The sequence below is a fragment of the Enterococcus sp. H57 genome (genome assembly GCF_003112495.1).
GTDB classification, from domain to species: domain Bacteria; phylum Bacillota; class Bacilli; order Lactobacillales; family Enterococcaceae; genus Enterococcus_B; species Enterococcus_B faecium.
The window spans coordinates 1-15,722 of record NZ_BEHC01000045.1 but is presented as its reverse complement, the minus strand read 5'-3'; the positions used below and the strand labels follow the sequence as shown (position 1 = coordinate 15,722).

Annotated in this window: 14 protein-coding genes and 1 other RNA gene; 7 read left to right on the top strand and 8 right to left on the bottom strand. The window is 38.0% G+C overall.

What is annotated here, in order from left to right; all coding sequences use genetic code 11:
* Positions 1-121: 121 nt before the first annotated feature.
* On the top strand, positions 122-508 hold the full coding sequence (locus DIZ30_RS09720) for a YxeA family protein (protein WP_002288573.1): 387 nt from the start codon (positions 122-124) through the stop codon (positions 506-508).
* 307 nt (positions 509-815) lie between these two features.
* Here DIZ30_RS09720 and DIZ30_RS09715 read toward each other — a convergent pair whose 3' ends face one another.
* Both DIZ30_RS09715 and gdhA read right to left on the bottom strand, forming a co-directional pair.
* Positions 816-2,162: a glucose-6-phosphate isomerase gene (locus tag DIZ30_RS09715; protein ID WP_002288574.1), complete on the bottom strand. Its 1,347-nt coding sequence runs from the start codon at positions 2,160-2,162 to the stop codon at positions 816-818.
* A 111-nt stretch (positions 2,163-2,273) separates the two neighbouring features.
* The gene (gene gdhA, locus DIZ30_RS09710; protein WP_002297636.1) at positions 2,274-3,623 is read right to left on the bottom strand and encodes an NADP-specific glutamate dehydrogenase; all 1,350 of its coding nucleotides are present in this window, start codon (positions 3,621-3,623) and stop codon (positions 2,274-2,276) included.
* Between the two features lie 116 nt (positions 3,624-3,739).
* Here gdhA and DIZ30_RS09705 point away from each other — a divergent pair, with 116 nt between their 5' ends.
* The gene (locus DIZ30_RS09705; RefSeq protein WP_002288576.1) at positions 3,740-4,993 is read left to right on the top strand and encodes an NAD(P)/FAD-dependent oxidoreductase; all 1,254 of its coding nucleotides are present in this window, start codon (positions 3,740-3,742) and stop codon (positions 4,991-4,993) included.
* A gap of 70 nt (positions 4,994-5,063) precedes the next feature.
* Here the strand turns inward: DIZ30_RS09705 and ybaK are convergent, their stop codons facing one another.
* The 3 genes from ybaK to DIZ30_RS09690 are packed head-to-tail and all read right to left on the bottom strand — an operon-like array spanning position 5,064 to position 7,524.
* Positions 5,064-5,549: a Cys-tRNA(Pro) deacylase gene (gene ybaK, locus DIZ30_RS09700; protein ID WP_002288577.1), complete on the bottom strand. Its 486-nt coding sequence runs from the start codon at positions 5,547-5,549 to the stop codon at positions 5,064-5,066.
* A gap of 22 nt (positions 5,550-5,571) precedes the next feature.
* Positions 5,572-6,330, bottom strand: coding sequence for a type I 3-dehydroquinate dehydratase (gene aroD, locus DIZ30_RS09695; protein ID WP_002293935.1), 759 nt, complete (start codon positions 6,328-6,330; stop codon positions 5,572-5,574).
* Between the two features lie 15 nt (positions 6,331-6,345).
* Positions 6,346-7,524, bottom strand: a complete 1,179-nt coding sequence (locus DIZ30_RS09690) for a class I SAM-dependent rRNA methyltransferase (RefSeq protein ID WP_002322842.1) — start codon at positions 7,522-7,524, stop codon at positions 6,346-6,348.
* A gap of 229 nt (positions 7,525-7,753) precedes the next feature.
* On the opposite strand from DIZ30_RS09690, the gene DIZ30_RS09685 reads away from it, so the two are divergent.
* The 3 genes from DIZ30_RS09685 to DIZ30_RS09670 all read left to right on the top strand — a co-directional run bounded on the left by DIZ30_RS09685 (position 7,754) and on the right by DIZ30_RS09670 (position 11,321).
* The gene (locus DIZ30_RS09685) at positions 7,754-9,874 is read left to right on the top strand and encodes an LTA synthase family protein (RefSeq protein WP_109023197.1); all 2,121 of its coding nucleotides are present in this window, start codon (positions 7,754-7,756) and stop codon (positions 9,872-9,874) included.
* Between the two features lie 222 nt (positions 9,875-10,096).
* The gene (locus DIZ30_RS09675; RefSeq protein WP_002297641.1) at positions 10,097-10,822 is read left to right on the top strand and encodes a hypothetical protein; all 726 of its coding nucleotides are present in this window, start codon (positions 10,097-10,099) and stop codon (positions 10,820-10,822) included.
* The gene (locus DIZ30_RS09670) at positions 10,812-11,321 is read left to right on the top strand and encodes a hypothetical protein (RefSeq protein WP_002288586.1); all 510 of its coding nucleotides are present in this window, start codon (positions 10,812-10,814) and stop codon (positions 11,319-11,321) included. The genes DIZ30_RS09675 and DIZ30_RS09670 overlap by 11 nt, the downstream gene beginning before the upstream one ends.
* 69 nt (positions 11,322-11,390) lie before the next feature.
* Here the strand turns inward: DIZ30_RS09670 and DIZ30_RS09665 are convergent, their stop codons facing one another.
* Genes DIZ30_RS09665 through DIZ30_RS09655 form a run of 3 tightly spaced genes read right to left on the bottom strand, consistent with a single transcriptional unit; the run spans position 11,391 to position 13,886 of the window.
* Positions 11,391-12,839 (bottom strand): HAMP domain-containing sensor histidine kinase, encoded by a 1,449-nt coding sequence (locus DIZ30_RS09665; protein ID WP_002288588.1) that lies wholly within the window; start codon positions 12,837-12,839, stop codon positions 11,391-11,393.
* Positions 12,839-13,555 (bottom strand): response regulator transcription factor, encoded by a 717-nt coding sequence (locus DIZ30_RS09660; RefSeq protein WP_002293942.1) that lies wholly within the window; start codon positions 13,553-13,555, stop codon positions 12,839-12,841. Before DIZ30_RS09660 ends, DIZ30_RS09665 begins: the two co-directional genes overlap by 1 nt.
* Positions 13,536-13,886: an SdpI family protein gene (locus DIZ30_RS09655; protein ID WP_002288595.1), complete on the bottom strand. Its 351-nt coding sequence runs from the start codon at positions 13,884-13,886 to the stop codon at positions 13,536-13,538. Before DIZ30_RS09655 ends, DIZ30_RS09660 begins: the two co-directional genes overlap by 20 nt.
* A 143-nt stretch (positions 13,887-14,029) precedes the next feature.
* Here DIZ30_RS09655 and DIZ30_RS09650 point away from each other — a divergent pair, with 143 nt between their 5' ends.
* Both DIZ30_RS09650 and ssrA read left to right on the top strand, forming a co-directional pair.
* Complete coding sequence (locus DIZ30_RS09650; protein ID WP_002293945.1) at positions 14,030-14,803, top strand: Cof-type HAD-IIB family hydrolase; 774 nt, start codon at positions 14,030-14,032, stop codon at positions 14,801-14,803.
* Between the two features lie 170 nt (positions 14,804-14,973).
* Positions 14,974-15,340: a transfer-messenger RNA gene (gene ssrA, locus DIZ30_RS09645) on the top strand.
* The last annotated feature ends 382 nt before the right edge of the window (positions 15,341-15,722 follow it).

Below are 15,722 nucleotides of genomic sequence, written 5' to 3'. Positions count from 1 at the left end.
GTTCACTCTCCTTGTATGCTTTAGCGGGTATTACAATTTGAGTGTAACATAAATGGCTTTTTTATTTGTCTCGCTTAATTATACAAACGGCGTATAATAAAAATAAAAAAGGAGATCTTTCATGAAAAAAATTTTAGGGTTGATCGTTATCATATTGATTGCTTTTATAGGATGGAAAGGTTGGGACTACTATCAGTCTACTTATGTAGGTAAAGATTATTATGCGGTAGTCAAAGCTCCAATGCCTGCAGAAACTGATATCAAAGCAGATAATGGGGAAGTAATTGGAAGAGGTTTTAAATACAACGTAGATGCTTATGCTGAAAACGGTGAAAAAAGACAGTTAGATTTCGATGTCATTACTTCTGGTGACTCTGCCAATGGTTCTGCTTACCCCGAAGGAACGATCTTGCAGTTGAAAGCAAGCGAAAAGCGGATCATAGAGAAAAAAGTAATTACCAGCGATAAGGTACCCTCATCTGTAAAAGAAAAATTAGGCCTATCTTAAGCTAAGAATATATCGCAAAAAAGCACTCGAAGTGAGTGCTTTTTTGCTTACTGATTCTAGAAAACAAAAAAACAGAATTAACCTTCGAAGTCAGCCTCACTGTTCTTAAAGTCCTAAAACAAACTAAAGAGCAAGGCAATCAATCGATTTCTATACAAACAAGGGACTGTGACAAACGTCTTGTCACAGCCCCTTATTCTGAATAAACGATGCAGTATGTTTGAGTACCTAAATGGGTACCAGTTTTCATTTTAAAGCGAACATGTTTCTATCACTGATTATTTAAATCTAGCGAAAAACCCTTATCTTACAGGCGTTCGTTCAATTCTTTAGCAAGATCTTCAAAGCCTGGTTTGCCTAGAAGTGCGAACATGTTTTTCTTGTAAGCTTCTACACCTGGTTGGTCGAATGGGTTGATTCCATTCAAGTAACCTGAAATACCTACAGCAATTTCAAAGAAGTACATTGTATAACCCAATGTATAAGCATCCATTTCTGGAATTTTGACTAGCAAGTTAGGCACGTCACCGTCTGTATGAGCAAGCAATGTTCCTTCAAATGCTTTTGTATTTACGAAGTCCACTTCTTTTCCTTGCAAGTAGCCTAGACCGTCTAAATCTTCTGCTTGTTCAGGAATTGTGATTGATTTACGAGGTTTTTCAACCTTCACAACTGTTTCAAAAATATTGCGACGTCCTTCTTGGATGAATTGTCCTAAAGAGTGCAAATCAGTTGAGAAGTTTGCGCTTGAAGGATAAATGCCTTTTTGGTCTTTTCCTTCAGATTCACCATACAATTGTTTCCACCATTCTGAGAAGTATTGCATTCCTGGTTCATAGTTGATCAACAACTCAGTTACTTTGCCTTTACGGTAAAGAATGTTGCGCATTGCTGCGTATTGGTAAGCTTCGTTTTCTTCTAGTTTGTCGCTTGAGTATGCTTTGCTTGCATCAGCGGCACCTTGCATCAATGCATCGATATCTGCACCACTAACAGCGATTGGTAACAAACCAACAGCAGTTAATACAGAGAAACGTCCGCCGATGTCATCAGGAATCACGAAAGTTTCCCAACCTTCTGCATCTGCTTCTACTTTAACTGCACCTTTTGCTTTATCTGTTGTAGCGTAGATACGTTTGTTTGCTTCTTCTTGTCCATATTTCTTAACAAGAAGCTCTTTGAATACACGGAACGCAATCGCTGGTTCAGTAGTTGTTCCAGATTTTGAAATAACGTTTACTGAAAAGTCGCGATCACCGATTACTTCGATCAAGTCAGCAATATATGTTGAGCTGATTGAATTTCCGGCAAAGAAGATTTGTGGTGCTTTTCTTGTGTTGCTATCTAATAAATTGAAGAATGTGTGATTCAAGAAGTCGATCGCTGCACGAGCGCCTAAATAAGAACCACCGATACCGATAACAACTAATACTTCAGAATCAGATTGGATTTTTTTAGCTGCTTCTTTGATACGTGCAAATTCTTCTTTGTCATAGTTCGTTGGTAAATCGATCCAGCCGCGGAAGTCGCTTCCTGCGCCAGTACCTTCCCGTAATTCGTTGTGGGCTGCTGTTACTTGGCTTTGCATGTACCCTAACTCTTGTTCGTTGACAAACGGTGCTACTTTTGAATAGTCAAAATGAATGTGTGCCATTTGTTCTCCTCCTTATAGGTTTACTCTACAGGTAATACTTTACGTTTTTTTTTATTATTTTTCAAGCAAATAAACAAAATGCTGACAATATTTCCAAGAAAGTTTCATTTTTCAAACTAAACCTTCTGCTGCCATTGCTTTGGCAACTTTTTCAAATCCAGCAACATTTGCTCCAAGAAGCAGATTTTTTTTGTCGCCGTACTCGGCTGCTGTTTGGCGACACGTATGGTAAATCGTTTCCATGATTTGATCCAGCTGCTCATCCACTTGCTCTCTTTCCCAAGTCAATCGCTGGGCGTTCTGACTCATTTCTAAAGCAGATACTGCTACTCCTCCAGCATTAGCAGCTTTTCCTGGACAATACCACACGCCTGCTTCATGAAGAACAGAAACAGCTTTTACTGTACATGGCATATTAGCGCCTTCTGCTACGATTTTGATCCCATTTTCTACTAAGATTTCGGCCAAGCTTTCGTCTATTTCATTTTGAGTAGCACATGGCAAAGCGATATCCGCTTTTTCTTTCAATGTCCAAACAGATTCTCCAGCATGATAAATAGCAGAAGGACGTTGGTTTGCGTATTCCGTCAAACGTTGTCTATTGATTTCTTTGACTTCTTTCAATAGTTTCACATCTATTCCTTCTGGATCATAGATGTACCCGCTAGAATCTGAACATGTAACAACTTTCCCGCCTAGCTCTTGCACTTTTTCGATTGCATAAATGGCTACATTCCCGCTTCCGGAAACAAAAACTGTTTTTTGATTAAATGAATCTTTTTCTTCGTTCAATAGATGTTTGACATAATACACTAATCCATAACCAGTAGCTTCCGTACGTATCTTACTTCCCCAAAAATCCAAAGGTTTACCTGTCAACACACCAGTATCATATTTTTTCAATCGTTTATATTCGCCGAACAAATAGCCGATTTCTCTAGCTCCTACACCGATATCTCCCGCAGGAACATCAATCGATGGGCCGATATGTTTTGACAATTCCAGCATGAAACTTTGACAAAAACGCATGATCTCATTATCAGATTTTCCTTTAGGATCGAAGTCACTTCCGCCTTTTCCTCCACCGATTGGCAGACCGGTTAAACTATTCTTGAAAATCTGTTCAAAAGCCAAAAATTTCAAGATACTTAGATTGACACTAGGATGGAAGCGCAATCCACCTTTATAAGGGCCGATAGCTGAGTTGTATTGGATACGGTACCCTCTATTTACTCGCCAGTTTCCTTCATCATCTTGCCAAGGCACTCGAAATTGAATAACTCTTTCTGGTTCCGTTAAAAGTTCTAAGATATTCTTTTCGATATATTCGGGATGAGTGTCCAAAAAAGACATAACCGTGGGCATGAATTCATCGATTGCTTGTAAAAATTCTTCTTGCCCTTGATCCTTTTGATGTAGCTTTTCTTGAATTGCTTGAACATATTCTGTTGCGTTTGTCATCGTTCCACGCTCCTTTGCTTATCTTCCCTCATTTTAGCTCATTTTCTCTTTTGGCTCAAAACATTTTTTTCTGTTTTCTTTCTTCAGATATGCTACACTTTCCTTGAGGTGAGGGAATGGAAAAACTGTATGATGTGATCGTAGTCGGCGCTGGAACAAGCGGGATGATGGCAGCGATCAGTGCAGCTGAACAAGGCGCACGCGTACTCTTGATCGAAAAAAACAAAAAAGCAGGAAAAAAACTACTGATGACAGGTGGTGGTCGGTGCAATGTTACGAACAATCGTCCTGTTGATGATTTGATTGCACATATTCCTGGAAATGGAAAGTTTTTATATAGTACGTTTGCGCAATGGAATAATTTCGATATCATGAACTTCTTTGAATCACAAGGCGTACATTTAAAAGAAGAGGATCATGGACGGATGTTTCCTGTAACAAATAAATCAAAAACGATTATCGAAGCATTGCTCAATCGTCTGAAAGAACTAGATGTGACGCTTCTATTCTCTACTCGAGTAGAGAAATTGATCCACAAAGAACATAAAATTTACGGTATACGCACGGAATTCGAAGAGTTCCATGCTCCTGCCATTATCTTAACAACTGGTGGACGGACTTATCCATCTACTGGTTCTACTGGAGATGGGTACAAGATCGTGAAGCGAGTGGGTCACACGGTGACGCCTCTTTATGCGACAGAGTCCCCCTTGATATCGGATGAACCGTATATTCAGGAGAAAACACTTCAAGGGCTTTCTTTACAAGACATCACTTTACGCGTTTTAAATAAAAAAGGTCGTGTATTGACTGAACATACGATGGATTTACTTTTCACCCATTTCGGTATTTCTGGTCCGGCTGCACTGCGTTGTTCAAGTTTTGTCAATAAAGAATTAGAGAAAACGGGAGAACCAGTGACACTTTCTCTGGATTGTTTCCCTACACAAACCAAACAAGAGCTTATTCATATATTGACAGAAAAAAGTAAAGCAACCAAAAAGAACTTGGTCAATGCTTGGCATGGTATATTGCCTGAGCGATTGTTAGTTTTCTTTCTTGAGCGGCTTGAAATGGATCATCTGACAGGACAACAAGCCTCTCAAAAACAAATTCAAGATTTTGTTCAACTATGCAAAGAGTTTAAGCTATCAATCAACAAAACTTTTCCTATTGAGAAATCATTTGTAACTGGCGGAGGGGTTTCTCTAAAGGAAATTTATCCTAAAACATTGGAGAGTAAAATCATTGATGGTCTGTATTTTGCGGGAGAATTACTGGATGTCAATGGTTATACTGGCGGCTTTAATATCACAGCGGCTTTTGCTACAGGGCATGTAGCAGGAATGAATGCCGGGCAAAGAGCATAATGTATAAAAAAGAAAGAAGGAGACTGGACAAACAACATCCCGGCCTCCTTCTTTCTTTTATACGTATGATTTATTGTTTTATATCTGCAAATTGTCCGCTCGTTAATGCACAGATATCTTGAGGTGCTAACTCCATCTGTAGCCCTCTTCTGCCAGCCGAGACAATGATTTGTTCATAGCTTTCTGCAATTTGATCTAAATAAGTAGGAAATAGTTTTTTCATACCTATAGGCGAGCAGCCACCACGTATGTATCCGGTCGTTGCTTCCAAATCTTTTAAATGGAGCATTTCTACTTTTTTATTCCCTGAAACTTTTGCTAATTTTTTTAGATTCAATTCGGCTTCTCCCGGTATCACAGCAACAAGAGGCCCCGTCACATTGCCCACAGCAACCAGTGTTTTAAATATACGAGATTGGCTTTCTGGAAGCTGTTCAGCGACCGATGACGCACTTAGGTGGCTTTCGTCCCACTCATATTCGTGCTCTGTATAGGGAATCTTTTTTTGTTCGACCATACGGATTGCATTCGTTTTTACTATTTTTTTCTTTGCCAAAAAATATCACCTCAAACTTGTTCTACAACGGTTCATTTAATAATTGAATAATTTGCTTCAATGCTTTGACCGGTAATTGTCCTGGAGCAGAAGTAGAATCGCTGCTTAAGGAACCAAATGTCATAACGGAACCCGTCGTTCCGCCAGCCAGACGAGAAATTTTACCAAGATTTCCCATGGACATCGTAATAATAGGCATGGAGACAAAAGCATTTGCCCGTCTAGTCAACTCCATCAACCGCAAAACATCTCGTTCATTATTGGGAGTTACTGCCAGTTTTCCGATATCGGCTCCAAAATGTTCCATAACATTCAATCGGTAAAGCAAGACAGGGTCTGCTGGTGTTTCTTTAAAATCATGACTACTGATAATTAAAGGAATGTTTAAAGACTTGATTTCCTCTATCAGTCTTTTTCCTAGACTTTCTACTTTGAACAACTCGATATCGACCATATCTACTAATCCTGTGTGTATCACATGTTCATAAAGGTCGCGATACTGACGGATCGATATGTCTTGTTCTCCGCCTTCAGCTAAGGTACGAAACGTAAATAATAACGGCAGTCCATCAAGCATCTCATGGATAAGAACCAATGTTTCTGCTACTTCATCAAAAGAAAAAACTTCACGATAATGATCGACTCGCCATTCGACTAAATCGGCCCCTGCTTCACGTGCAAGAACTGCTTCACGTAATACTTCCTCTCGGACGGCCCCGATAAGAGGCGCACAAATCTTTGGTCTACCGCTTCCTATATTCAATCCCTTTACCCGAACCATTCTGCATCGCTCCTTCTAATGGTTATTTTTAATTTGATAAACAAACACTTTCAGATAATTGCCTTCTAAAAAGGTATCCGTCGTCTGGAAATCTTTTGGCAGACGATATAAAGCAAGTTGTTCAAAAGAAACATTTTTGGCATGGAATTCCTCTTCAATCATTGTTTGGAATTGTTCTATCGAGACATTCGCAGCATTTGTAGACGCAATAAGTATCCCGTCTTCTGCTAAAATATCCAGACTATCCTTGACCAGTTCCCCATAATCTTTTGCTACGCGAAAGACTTTTTTCTTATTTCTGGCAAAACTTGGTGGATCCAATACAATCATGTCATATAAAAATTGTTTTCTTTTGGCGTATTTGAAATACTCGAATACGTCCATAACAATGATTTTTTGCTGATCGACATCCAAACCATTCACTTCAAACTGTTCCTGTGTTTTTTTTAAACTGCGTTTTGCTAGATCGACACTTGTTGTTTCGATTGCCCCTCCCATTGCGGCAGCAACAGAAAAGGCGCCGGTATAACTAAACATGTTCAAAACTGTTTTCCCAGAAGCGAAACCTTCTGCTAATGATCCCCGTACTTCTTTTTGGTCTAAAAAGATCCCAGTCATTAATCCTTCATTTAAATAAACGGCAAATTTTACTCCGTTTTCTTTTACGATCAAGGGTTCCGGTGCCTCTTTTCCGTAAATGAACTGGCTCTCAGGCAGATTTACTGATTCAAATCGAATTTTCTCATAGCCTCCTACGATTTCCGGGTAGATTTCACGAAAAGCTTGAATCAATAATTCACGATGTGCATATAACGTTTCGTTATACCAAGAAAAAACAGCATAACCTGCATAATAATCAACAATCAGACCGCCGATCCCGTCTCCTTCTCCATTGAATATACGAAAAGCGGTAGTAGAATCATCTGAAAAAAAGAAAGTTCTTTTTTCTTTTGACTTCACAAAAAATTCTTCAAAAAAAGATTGATCAAATGGGATGTTCTGCTGGCTCAATACCCAACCGATTCCCTTATTCTGCTTTCCTAGATATCCTTTTGCGATAAATTGGTTTTGCGAATCAACTAATTCCACCCATTGCGTGGTTTCTTTTTGGGGATGAGCAAGGTCTTCTTTTTGGATCAGTGGATATCCTTTTTTCAATCGATTGCTTGCTCTTTTTTTTACTTTTACTTTCATTCCTTCACCTGCTTTAGCTTTCTCTTCCCAAGTATAACAAAAAACATAGGACTTGTCTTACTGCTCATTTTTTCATGAAGCTTAAAGAAAACCTTAATGAAACAGCATAAACTTCTGGTTTCAATTGACACTATATTGTCATACTAGTAAAATAAATGAGAATAAGTGAGCTGTGTAACATGGTTTCATGACACTTCTGTGATTAAGAAGTGCAGAAAGGAAGATTATCTTGAAATGTATAAAAACACCTGCCTTTTTGAATAAGAGGCTCGGATTTTTTTCTTTACTAGTCGTTTTACTTTGGTTGAAAACGATTTTTGCCTATTTAGTTGATTTCCATCTCGGAATCGAAAGTGGCATTCAATACTTTATCTTGTTTATCAACCCTATTGCAACTACATTGTTATTACTTGGAATTGCTCTTTATATCAGACGCCCTAGAGTTTCTTATATCACGATGATGGTCATTTATTTTCTTTTGACATTGCTTGTTTTTTCGAATGTCACTTATTATCGAGAATTCACGGACTTCATTACGATCAACACGATTTTAGGTGCTGGGAAAGTAGCGAGTGGTCTGGGAGAAAGTGCCATTCGACTGTTTCGCCCATATGATGTGATCTATTGGATCGATTTTATTATCTTGACTGTTCTGCTGATTGCAAAAAAAATCAAGTTGGACCCTCGCCCGATCCGAGCAAGAATGGCTTTTGCGATCTCTACATTAGCAGTTATGATTTTCTCAGGAAATCTTTTTATGGCGGAAGCTGATCGTCCAGAATTGCTGACTCGAACATTCTCTCGTGATTATTTGGTCAAATATCTTGGCTTGAATGCTTTCATGGTTTATGACGGTGTTCAAACTTACCAGACAAACCAAGTGCGGGCAGAAGCAAGTCCCAATGATATGAAAGAAGTAGAAAATTATGTAAAAGAACATTATGCAGCACCAAATGACGATTTGTTCGGGCTCGCTAAAGGAAAAAATGTGATTTATATCCATTTAGAAAGCTTCCAGCAATTCCTGATCGATTATAAATTGACAGATGAGAATGGTCTCCAGCATGAAGTTACACCTTTCATCAATAGTCTTTACCACAGCAACAGCACGTTCAGTTTTGACAACTTTTTCCATCAAGTAAAAGCAGGAAAAACAAGCGATGCGGAAACGCTGATGGAAAATTCATTGTTTGGCTTGAATCAAGGCTCCTTGTTCACACAATTAGGCGGAAAAAATACTTTCCAAGCTGCACCTGATATTTTAAGTCAAACACAAGGTTACACTAGTGCGGTATTCCATGGGAACGCTGGTACATTCTGGAATCGAAACGAGACATACAAGAATTTAGGATATGATTATTTCTTTGATTCTTCTTATTATGATGTTAATGATGACAATTCGTTCCAATACGGGTTGCATGATAAACCATTTTTCCAACAATCCGTACAATACTTGGAACGTCTGCAACAACCATTTTATTCAAAATTCATTGCTGTATCTAACCATTATCCTTATTCAAAATTCACCAATGACGAAGCAGGATTCCCGTTAGCCAATACAAATGATGAAACGATCAACGGTTACTTTGCGACAGCCAATTATTTAGATACCGCCGTACAAGAATTCTTCAATTATTTGAAAGAAAGCGGCTTGTATGATAATTCAGTCATCGTCCTTTACGGTGACCATTACGGTGTCTCGAATTCAAGAAATAAAAATCTAGCTGAATTAGTTGGAAAAACAAGTTCTACTTGGACAAACTACGACAATGCACAAATGCAGCGTGTCCCTTATATGATCCATATCCCTGGACAAACACAGGGCGGAATCAATCACACTTACGGCGGACAAGTTGATGCCTTGCCTACATTACTTCACTTACTAGGTGTAGATACAAAAAATTATATTCAGTTAGGACAAGATCTATTCTCGAAAGATCATGAACAGCTTGTTTCTTTCCGTGATGGTGATTTTGTTACACCAAAATATACTTACTACGGTGGTACGATCTATAGTAACGAAACTGGTGAAGCTATTACTGAACCTACTGAGGAAGTACAGAATGAAATTGATTCACTGAAAGAAAAAGTTGATAAACAGTTAGCTGTTTCTGACCAAATCAATAATGGTGATCTTCTTCGGTTCTATACGAATAGTGGATTAGACCCAATTGATACCAGTGATTATGACTACAAGAATGGCTTAGAGAAATTAAAAGAAGCTGAAAAATCTCTTGGTGACAAGTCAACTAGTGTCTTTAGTGAACACAAGGGACAATCAACTGTTGATCTTTATAAAACGCAAACGTACCAAGAACTTCACGGAACGACCACAAGTTCTTCCGAATGATAAAATAAATTTAAAAGGAGCAGCGACAAAATTATTGTCGCTGCTCCTCTTTTCGAATAAACAGTGTTCAAAAGCTTGCATCTACGGTAATAGAATAGGGCAGCTTCTTCACAACCTCTTGCTTTTTACAAAATATTTTCTGGTTTTAATTCGTGATTTCACTAAAGGAATTTCATACTTTATTCATATTCATTTTCTATACTTTTTATAGAGGTGAAAAGTATGAAAATAATCCGCTATGCTACTGCTCGATTAATTTATTACAAAAAGCAGACAATACTCTATTGTTTATTTTCAAGCTTTTCTGCTTTTTTATTGATAGCATGCCTGACTCTTTACCATTTGCAATCGGCTTTAGCCAATCAAGTCCAAGATCGGCTTTCATTTATTGGCGCTTCTGCATCTACAGAGCTTCTTCCGGCTTTAGAATTAGCTAGCCGATTTTATATAAAAGGCATATTCAGTTTATTTTTTCTATTTGCCTTCCTTTTTATCTTTTTCTTTTACTATTCAGTCAGGCAAAACAAGCAGGAATTGATCAATTGGCGCCTGACTGGTCTTTCTAAAACCAAATTATTCCTTTTCATTTTCTGGCAGCTGTTCTTTCCTCTCTTTCTTTGTTGTATCTTGGTTTTATTGTGGATCGTCAGCTTCCAGTCAGTTTATGAAGCGCTTCTTCAAAGGATCAATTTTCTTGTCTTAAAGACTACTGAACTGCCAGATATCCGTGATATCTTGACTTCGGTAAGCGGACTTACAATTCCGATGGATCAACAGACTTTTTTTACCATCGATTTCCAAAATGATCTTTTTTTCACAGATATACTTAAGGGATTTGCCCAAACTCTTATTGGGCTCAGTGGATGCTGTCTCATTCTTAGTCTATTCCCTTTCACTTTTTTTATCCATCATTTGCAAAGTAGGAGGCCTGGACGTAATGAAACCTGAATATTTGATTCATGCTGAACACTTGACCGTTATTTTGTGTCCTCTCGAAAAACAGCATAAAATATTGGAGCACTTGAAAAAAGAGGTTCTTGTTGCAAAACTGGATAATTTTGCGATCATCCAAAAAAATTGGCCGATGTTTCCTTATCTGAATCTTAAAGACCATGTCCTGTTGGATGTACCGGAAAAAGAAATCAAACAAGATCGTTTGGCCTATCAAGAAAAACTTGATATCTCTCCTTCCTTGCTTAATTGTGCGGCAGCTGAGTTGACGTCTTTTGAAAAAGTAAAGCTGCAATTACTTCATGCCTTGCTTTCCAAGCGAAACAATATTGTTATTGAAGATACATTTGATGAACTTAGTGTATTGGAGATCCAAGAGCTACTCCACTTGCTTTCTTATTTAGCTCATGAAGAAAATCAAGGTATCTTACTCTTTACTCATGATGCTACTATTGCTCAAAGTCCTTATATTGATCGTTTAGAGCCCGCGGGCTAAATCAATCATTTTATAGTAAAAACAAGCGGTATAGAAGATCGATTCATGATCTTTTATACCGCTTGTTTTTTACTCTTTTTTGATTTCTACGTCAGGCAAACGAACAGCGAATTTTGTTCCTTTTCCTAGTTCGCTTTCTACTTCTAATTTTCCTTTATGCAAGCGTACAAGTTGCTGCACGATTGGTAAACCTAATCCTGATTCACCATATTTTGTATTTTTTCTTGAAGGATCTACTTTATAATAACGATCCCAGATACTTTTCATTTGTTGTTCAGACATTCCAATTCCCGTATCTTCAATCGTGATGATCGTTTCAAGATAGCCTTTTTCTAAAGTAATCGTGATTTGGCCGTTTTCAGTAAACTGTATCGCGTTTTGAATAATATTGACCATGATTTGGACAAATCGGTCATAATCAGCGTAAACATCAATATCATCAACGGCTTTCAATGTCAATGTATCTCCTGCTGCTTCTGCTTTAGCTTCTAACTGTGCAACAATATTTTTCAATGTTTCTGTTCCATTGAATTTTTTAATGACCATACTGATTTGATTCGTACGGATTTTTTCATAATCCAAGTTTTCATTCACCAAACGGATCAGACGCTCTGTTTCATTTTTCATCAATTTAATCGCGTTTTCTCGCTGATTTTCAGGGATTGCATTGTATTCTAACCCTTCCAGAAGTCCGTTGATTGTCGTAAGAGGTGTTCTCATCTCGTGAGAAGCATCTGCCATAAATTGTCTTCGACGATTTTCTTGTTCTTCAATTTCTGCTTGAGATTCTTTCAATGAATTCGTCATTTTATTGAAATCATCTGCTAACTCATCAAATTCATCTTTGTCATGTACGGGGAGCTGTACATCAAAATTACCATTCGTCACTTCTTTCGTCGCATTCCTTAACCGATTGATACGCTTAACTTGGAATGCTGCAAAAGCATAGCTGGCAATAACTGCAACGATACTGGAAAAAATAAATCCTTTGAACAGGTTCAGTGTAATTGGACGAACGCTGTTATCGATATTTCGCGCAGGTTGACTAACTACAAGTGCTCCATAGAATTCATGATTCAAATTAAATGGCACAAGTGCGTAAGAGGTCGCCTGTGCTTGTCCTAAAATATTTTTATTCGATGTGAATTTTTCTTGACGTCCATTCCTCAGATTTTTCCATTGATCAGCTGTTAAGGTAAAATTCAGTAAAGCTGTATTAGTCGGATAAATGACACGTTCGTTTTTATCGATAAATATAAAGTTCACATTTTGTTCTGTCAGTACTTGCTCTGTCAGCAGCAATGCATTTTGAAACGCCTGATCTTGACTAAACTGCGGGAGCGTATCGGCATAGGTTTGCGTTGTCTTTTCAACTGATTCAGCATATCCAAACAGTTGCTGGTAATTGTTTTCTTCAATCGTTTGTTTTGTCAGTTGTGTAAAAGAAACTCCAACGATCAATAAGATCAACGCGACCATTCCGCAAAAAGCTAAGAGTTGCTGATACAAATAACGCATTAGGCAACACCAGAATCATCGAATTTGTAGCCGACTCCCCAAACAGTTTGGATGACTTGTGGTCCGACCTTTTCGATTTTTTGTCGTAATTTCTTGATATGGGCGTCCACTGTCCGTTCATCACCAAAGTACTGATAATCCCAGACTAATTCAAGCAACTGCTCCCGAGAGAATACTTGACGTGGTTTTTTTGCTAAAGTAAACAATAGATCGAACTCTTTAGGCGTCAGTCCTTCAATTGGCCGGTTGTCCAGATACGCTTCTCGTGTTTTCGTATTCATCTTGAAATGACTAGTCTCGATATCAAAATGATCATCTGAAACTGCTGCTTCTTCTCTTGCTTCTGCCAACTCACTACGGCGATGCAAAGCTTTCATTCGAGCAATAAGCGTCAGAGGACTGAAAGGTTTTGTGACATAATCATCTGCCCCCATCTCTAAGCCGATCACCTGATCGCTTTCAGAATCTCTAGCTGTCAGCATGATAATCGGCACAGTACTTGAAACTTTGCGGATCTCTCTTCCTACTAGCATACCGTCCAGTGTGGGCAAATTCAGGTCTAGTGTAATCATATCCCAATGTTGTGGGTTTTCTAAAAAGGCATCGAGCCCTTCTTTTCCATCATACTTGAAAGTTGCTTCCCAACCTTCATTTAAGAAAAACATCTGCATCATTTCAGAAACAGATTGATTATCTTCAATCATTAAAATATTCATTATCGTTCCCTCCAGTTTCCAGGTCATATTTCTGTAATTTCTTTTCTGTCATAATAAAAATAGGCATAATTGGAAATACTAGCAGAAGCATTTCAATCAGAAAATAATTCGTATGCCCAGATGTCTTTAAATAATAGCCGATCAATGCCATCAGTAAGCCCATAAGAAAAAACCAGTTTCCGCTTGTCTTTTGAGCCAGCCGCCAATGAGCGTCTGTTTTTGCGGCAAGAGGCGAATGATACCCATAAAAAGGCAGATTTCCTTTTGAGGGCAGAATCCGAAAAAGACTGCCAATTATTAAGAATAAGATACCAATACTGAAAAAAATCATTCTTTCCCTCCTAAATTCTCTTCTTATAGTATACTCTAAATTGTTGACTGAACCAATATGTTCAGGAATTCTTCACGAAAGGTTTGTCTTTTGTTCATTCTTTGTTAAGATAAACTTATTCCAATAAAAAAGGAGTTTTATTTGTGTCAAATTATCGTGCAATCACTTTCTTTGATCTTGATGGAACATTACTAGATGCGAAATCAAAAATCACACCCGAAGTGGCAAAAGCTATGAACGCATTAAAAGAAAACAATGTTCTCCCCGTCATCGCTACAGGACGTACAGAAGCAGAAATCCACTCTATCATGGAAGATGCGGGCATTACTTCTGCGGTCACCATGAATGGTTCTTTCATTCGAGTAGACGGCGAAGAAATCTATTCTCAAACATTTTCTTCAGAAGAATGTCAAAAAATGTATGATCATGTACAGTTGAACGGTCATGAACTTTCTTACTATAACGATCAGAAAATCTGGTGTACCGGTCATAGCCAAACAATGATCAATGCTTACGACTTCATTCATTCAGATGTTCCGGAAATTGATCCTTTAGGCTTTAAAGAAAACACAGTAAATATGTTGCTGATCTTATCTCAATCAGGTGACGAATACTATCACGAACATTTTCCTGAGCTAACTTTTTATCGGAATGGTCCTTACTCGATCGATACAGTGAAGAAAGGAATCTCAAAAGGGGCAGGTGTCAAACGTCTGCAAAAAGAACTTCAGCTGGAAAAAGTTCCTACTTTTGGATTTGGCGATGGTCCGAATGATTTTGCCTTGTTGGAAGCTTGCGACAACAAAATCGCTATGGACAACGCCTATGACGGATTAAAAGAACTTTCTACCTTTATCACAAAGAAAAATACAGAAGGCGGAATTGTCCACGCATTGAAGTATTTTGATCTGATTTAAGATCTTTTTTTGAAGCTACCTCTTTTCTTAAGAAAATCGCTTATTTTTTCTTAAGAAAGGGGCAGTTATTATATAAATAATGGGATATGATTCGCTTTTTTATTGAATTTATCCCAATATATGCTATACTAATTTTGTATGAAAAATACACGTAACCCTTGTTAGCTAACGGGGACGTTACGGATTCGACAGGCACAGTCGAGCTTGAATTGCGTTTCGTAGGTTACGTCTACGTAAAAACGTTACAGTTAAATATAACTGCTAAAAACGAAAACAACTCTTACGCTTTAGCTGCCTAAAAACAGTTAGCGTAGATCCTCTCGGCATCGCCCATGTGCTCGAGTAAGGGTCCTAACTTTAGTGGGATACGTTTCAACTTTCCGTCTGTAAGTTGAAAAAGAGAACATCAGACTAGCGATACAGAATGCCTGTCACTCGGCAAGCTGTAAAGTGAATCCTTAAATGAGTTGACTATGAACGTAGATTTTTAAGTGGCGATGTGTTTGGACGCGGGTTCGACTCCCGCCGTCTCCATATATGTATGGTTGAGACAGATAAACATGTATGAAAAACGTTGTTAAATCAACGTTTTTTTATTTTGGTCAAGGAGAGAAAAGTAGAGAAATACAAAATTTTTTGCATTGATTTTGCATTCAAAAAAACATTCAAACATTTAGAAATCCCCAATACGTATTCAGGAAAATCTATTTTAAGGTTTACAAAAAGAACTTTTGTTCGTACACTCTTTTTGAGGTGAACTTTTATGCTGATGGAAGGAAAAACACAATTATGGTTTAAGCATGTTCCTTCAAATAAGTTTTTTTAATTATTATTTGTCAAATTAAGCGAGACAAAACTTTCCATTTACGTAACTCAAAAAAACTTCTAATGGTGTTTGGTAATTTAGTGATTTTCTAGG

Excerpts from the sequence above, each read along its gene's own strand:
- DIZ30_RS09720 (WP_002288573.1), top strand. The coding sequence starts at position 122 with ATGAAAAAAATTTTAGGGTTGATCGTTATCATATTGATTGCTTTTATA.
- DIZ30_RS09715 (WP_002288574.1), bottom strand. The coding sequence starts at position 2,162 with ATGGCACACATTCATTTTGACTATTCAAAAGTAGCACCGTTTGTCAAC.
- gdhA (WP_002297636.1), bottom strand. The coding sequence starts at position 3,623 with ATGACAAACGCAACAGAATATGTTCAAGCAATTCAAGAAAAGCTACAT.
- DIZ30_RS09705 (WP_002288576.1), top strand. The coding sequence starts at position 3,740 with ATGGAAAAACTGTATGATGTGATCGTAGTCGGCGCTGGAACAAGCGGG.
- aroD (WP_002293935.1), bottom strand. The coding sequence starts at position 6,330 with ATGGTTCGGGTAAAGGGATTGAATATAGGAAGCGGTAGACCAAAGATT.
- DIZ30_RS09690 (WP_002322842.1), bottom strand. The coding sequence starts at position 7,524 with ATGAAAGTAAAAGTAAAAAAAAGAGCAAGCAATCGATTGAAAAAAGGA.
- DIZ30_RS09675 (WP_002297641.1), top strand. The coding sequence starts at position 10,097 with ATGAAAATAATCCGCTATGCTACTGCTCGATTAATTTATTACAAAAAG.
- DIZ30_RS09670 (WP_002288586.1), top strand. The coding sequence starts at position 10,812 with ATGAAACCTGAATATTTGATTCATGCTGAACACTTGACCGTTATTTTG.
- DIZ30_RS09665 (WP_002288588.1), bottom strand. The coding sequence starts at position 12,839 with ATGCGTTATTTGTATCAGCAACTCTTAGCTTTTTGCGGAATGGTCGCG.
- DIZ30_RS09660 (WP_002293942.1), bottom strand. The coding sequence starts at position 13,555 with ATGAATATTTTAATGATTGAAGATAATCAATCTGTTTCTGAAATGATG.
- DIZ30_RS09655 (WP_002288595.1), bottom strand. The coding sequence starts at position 13,886 with ATGATTTTTTTCAGTATTGGTATCTTATTCTTAATAATTGGCAGTCTT.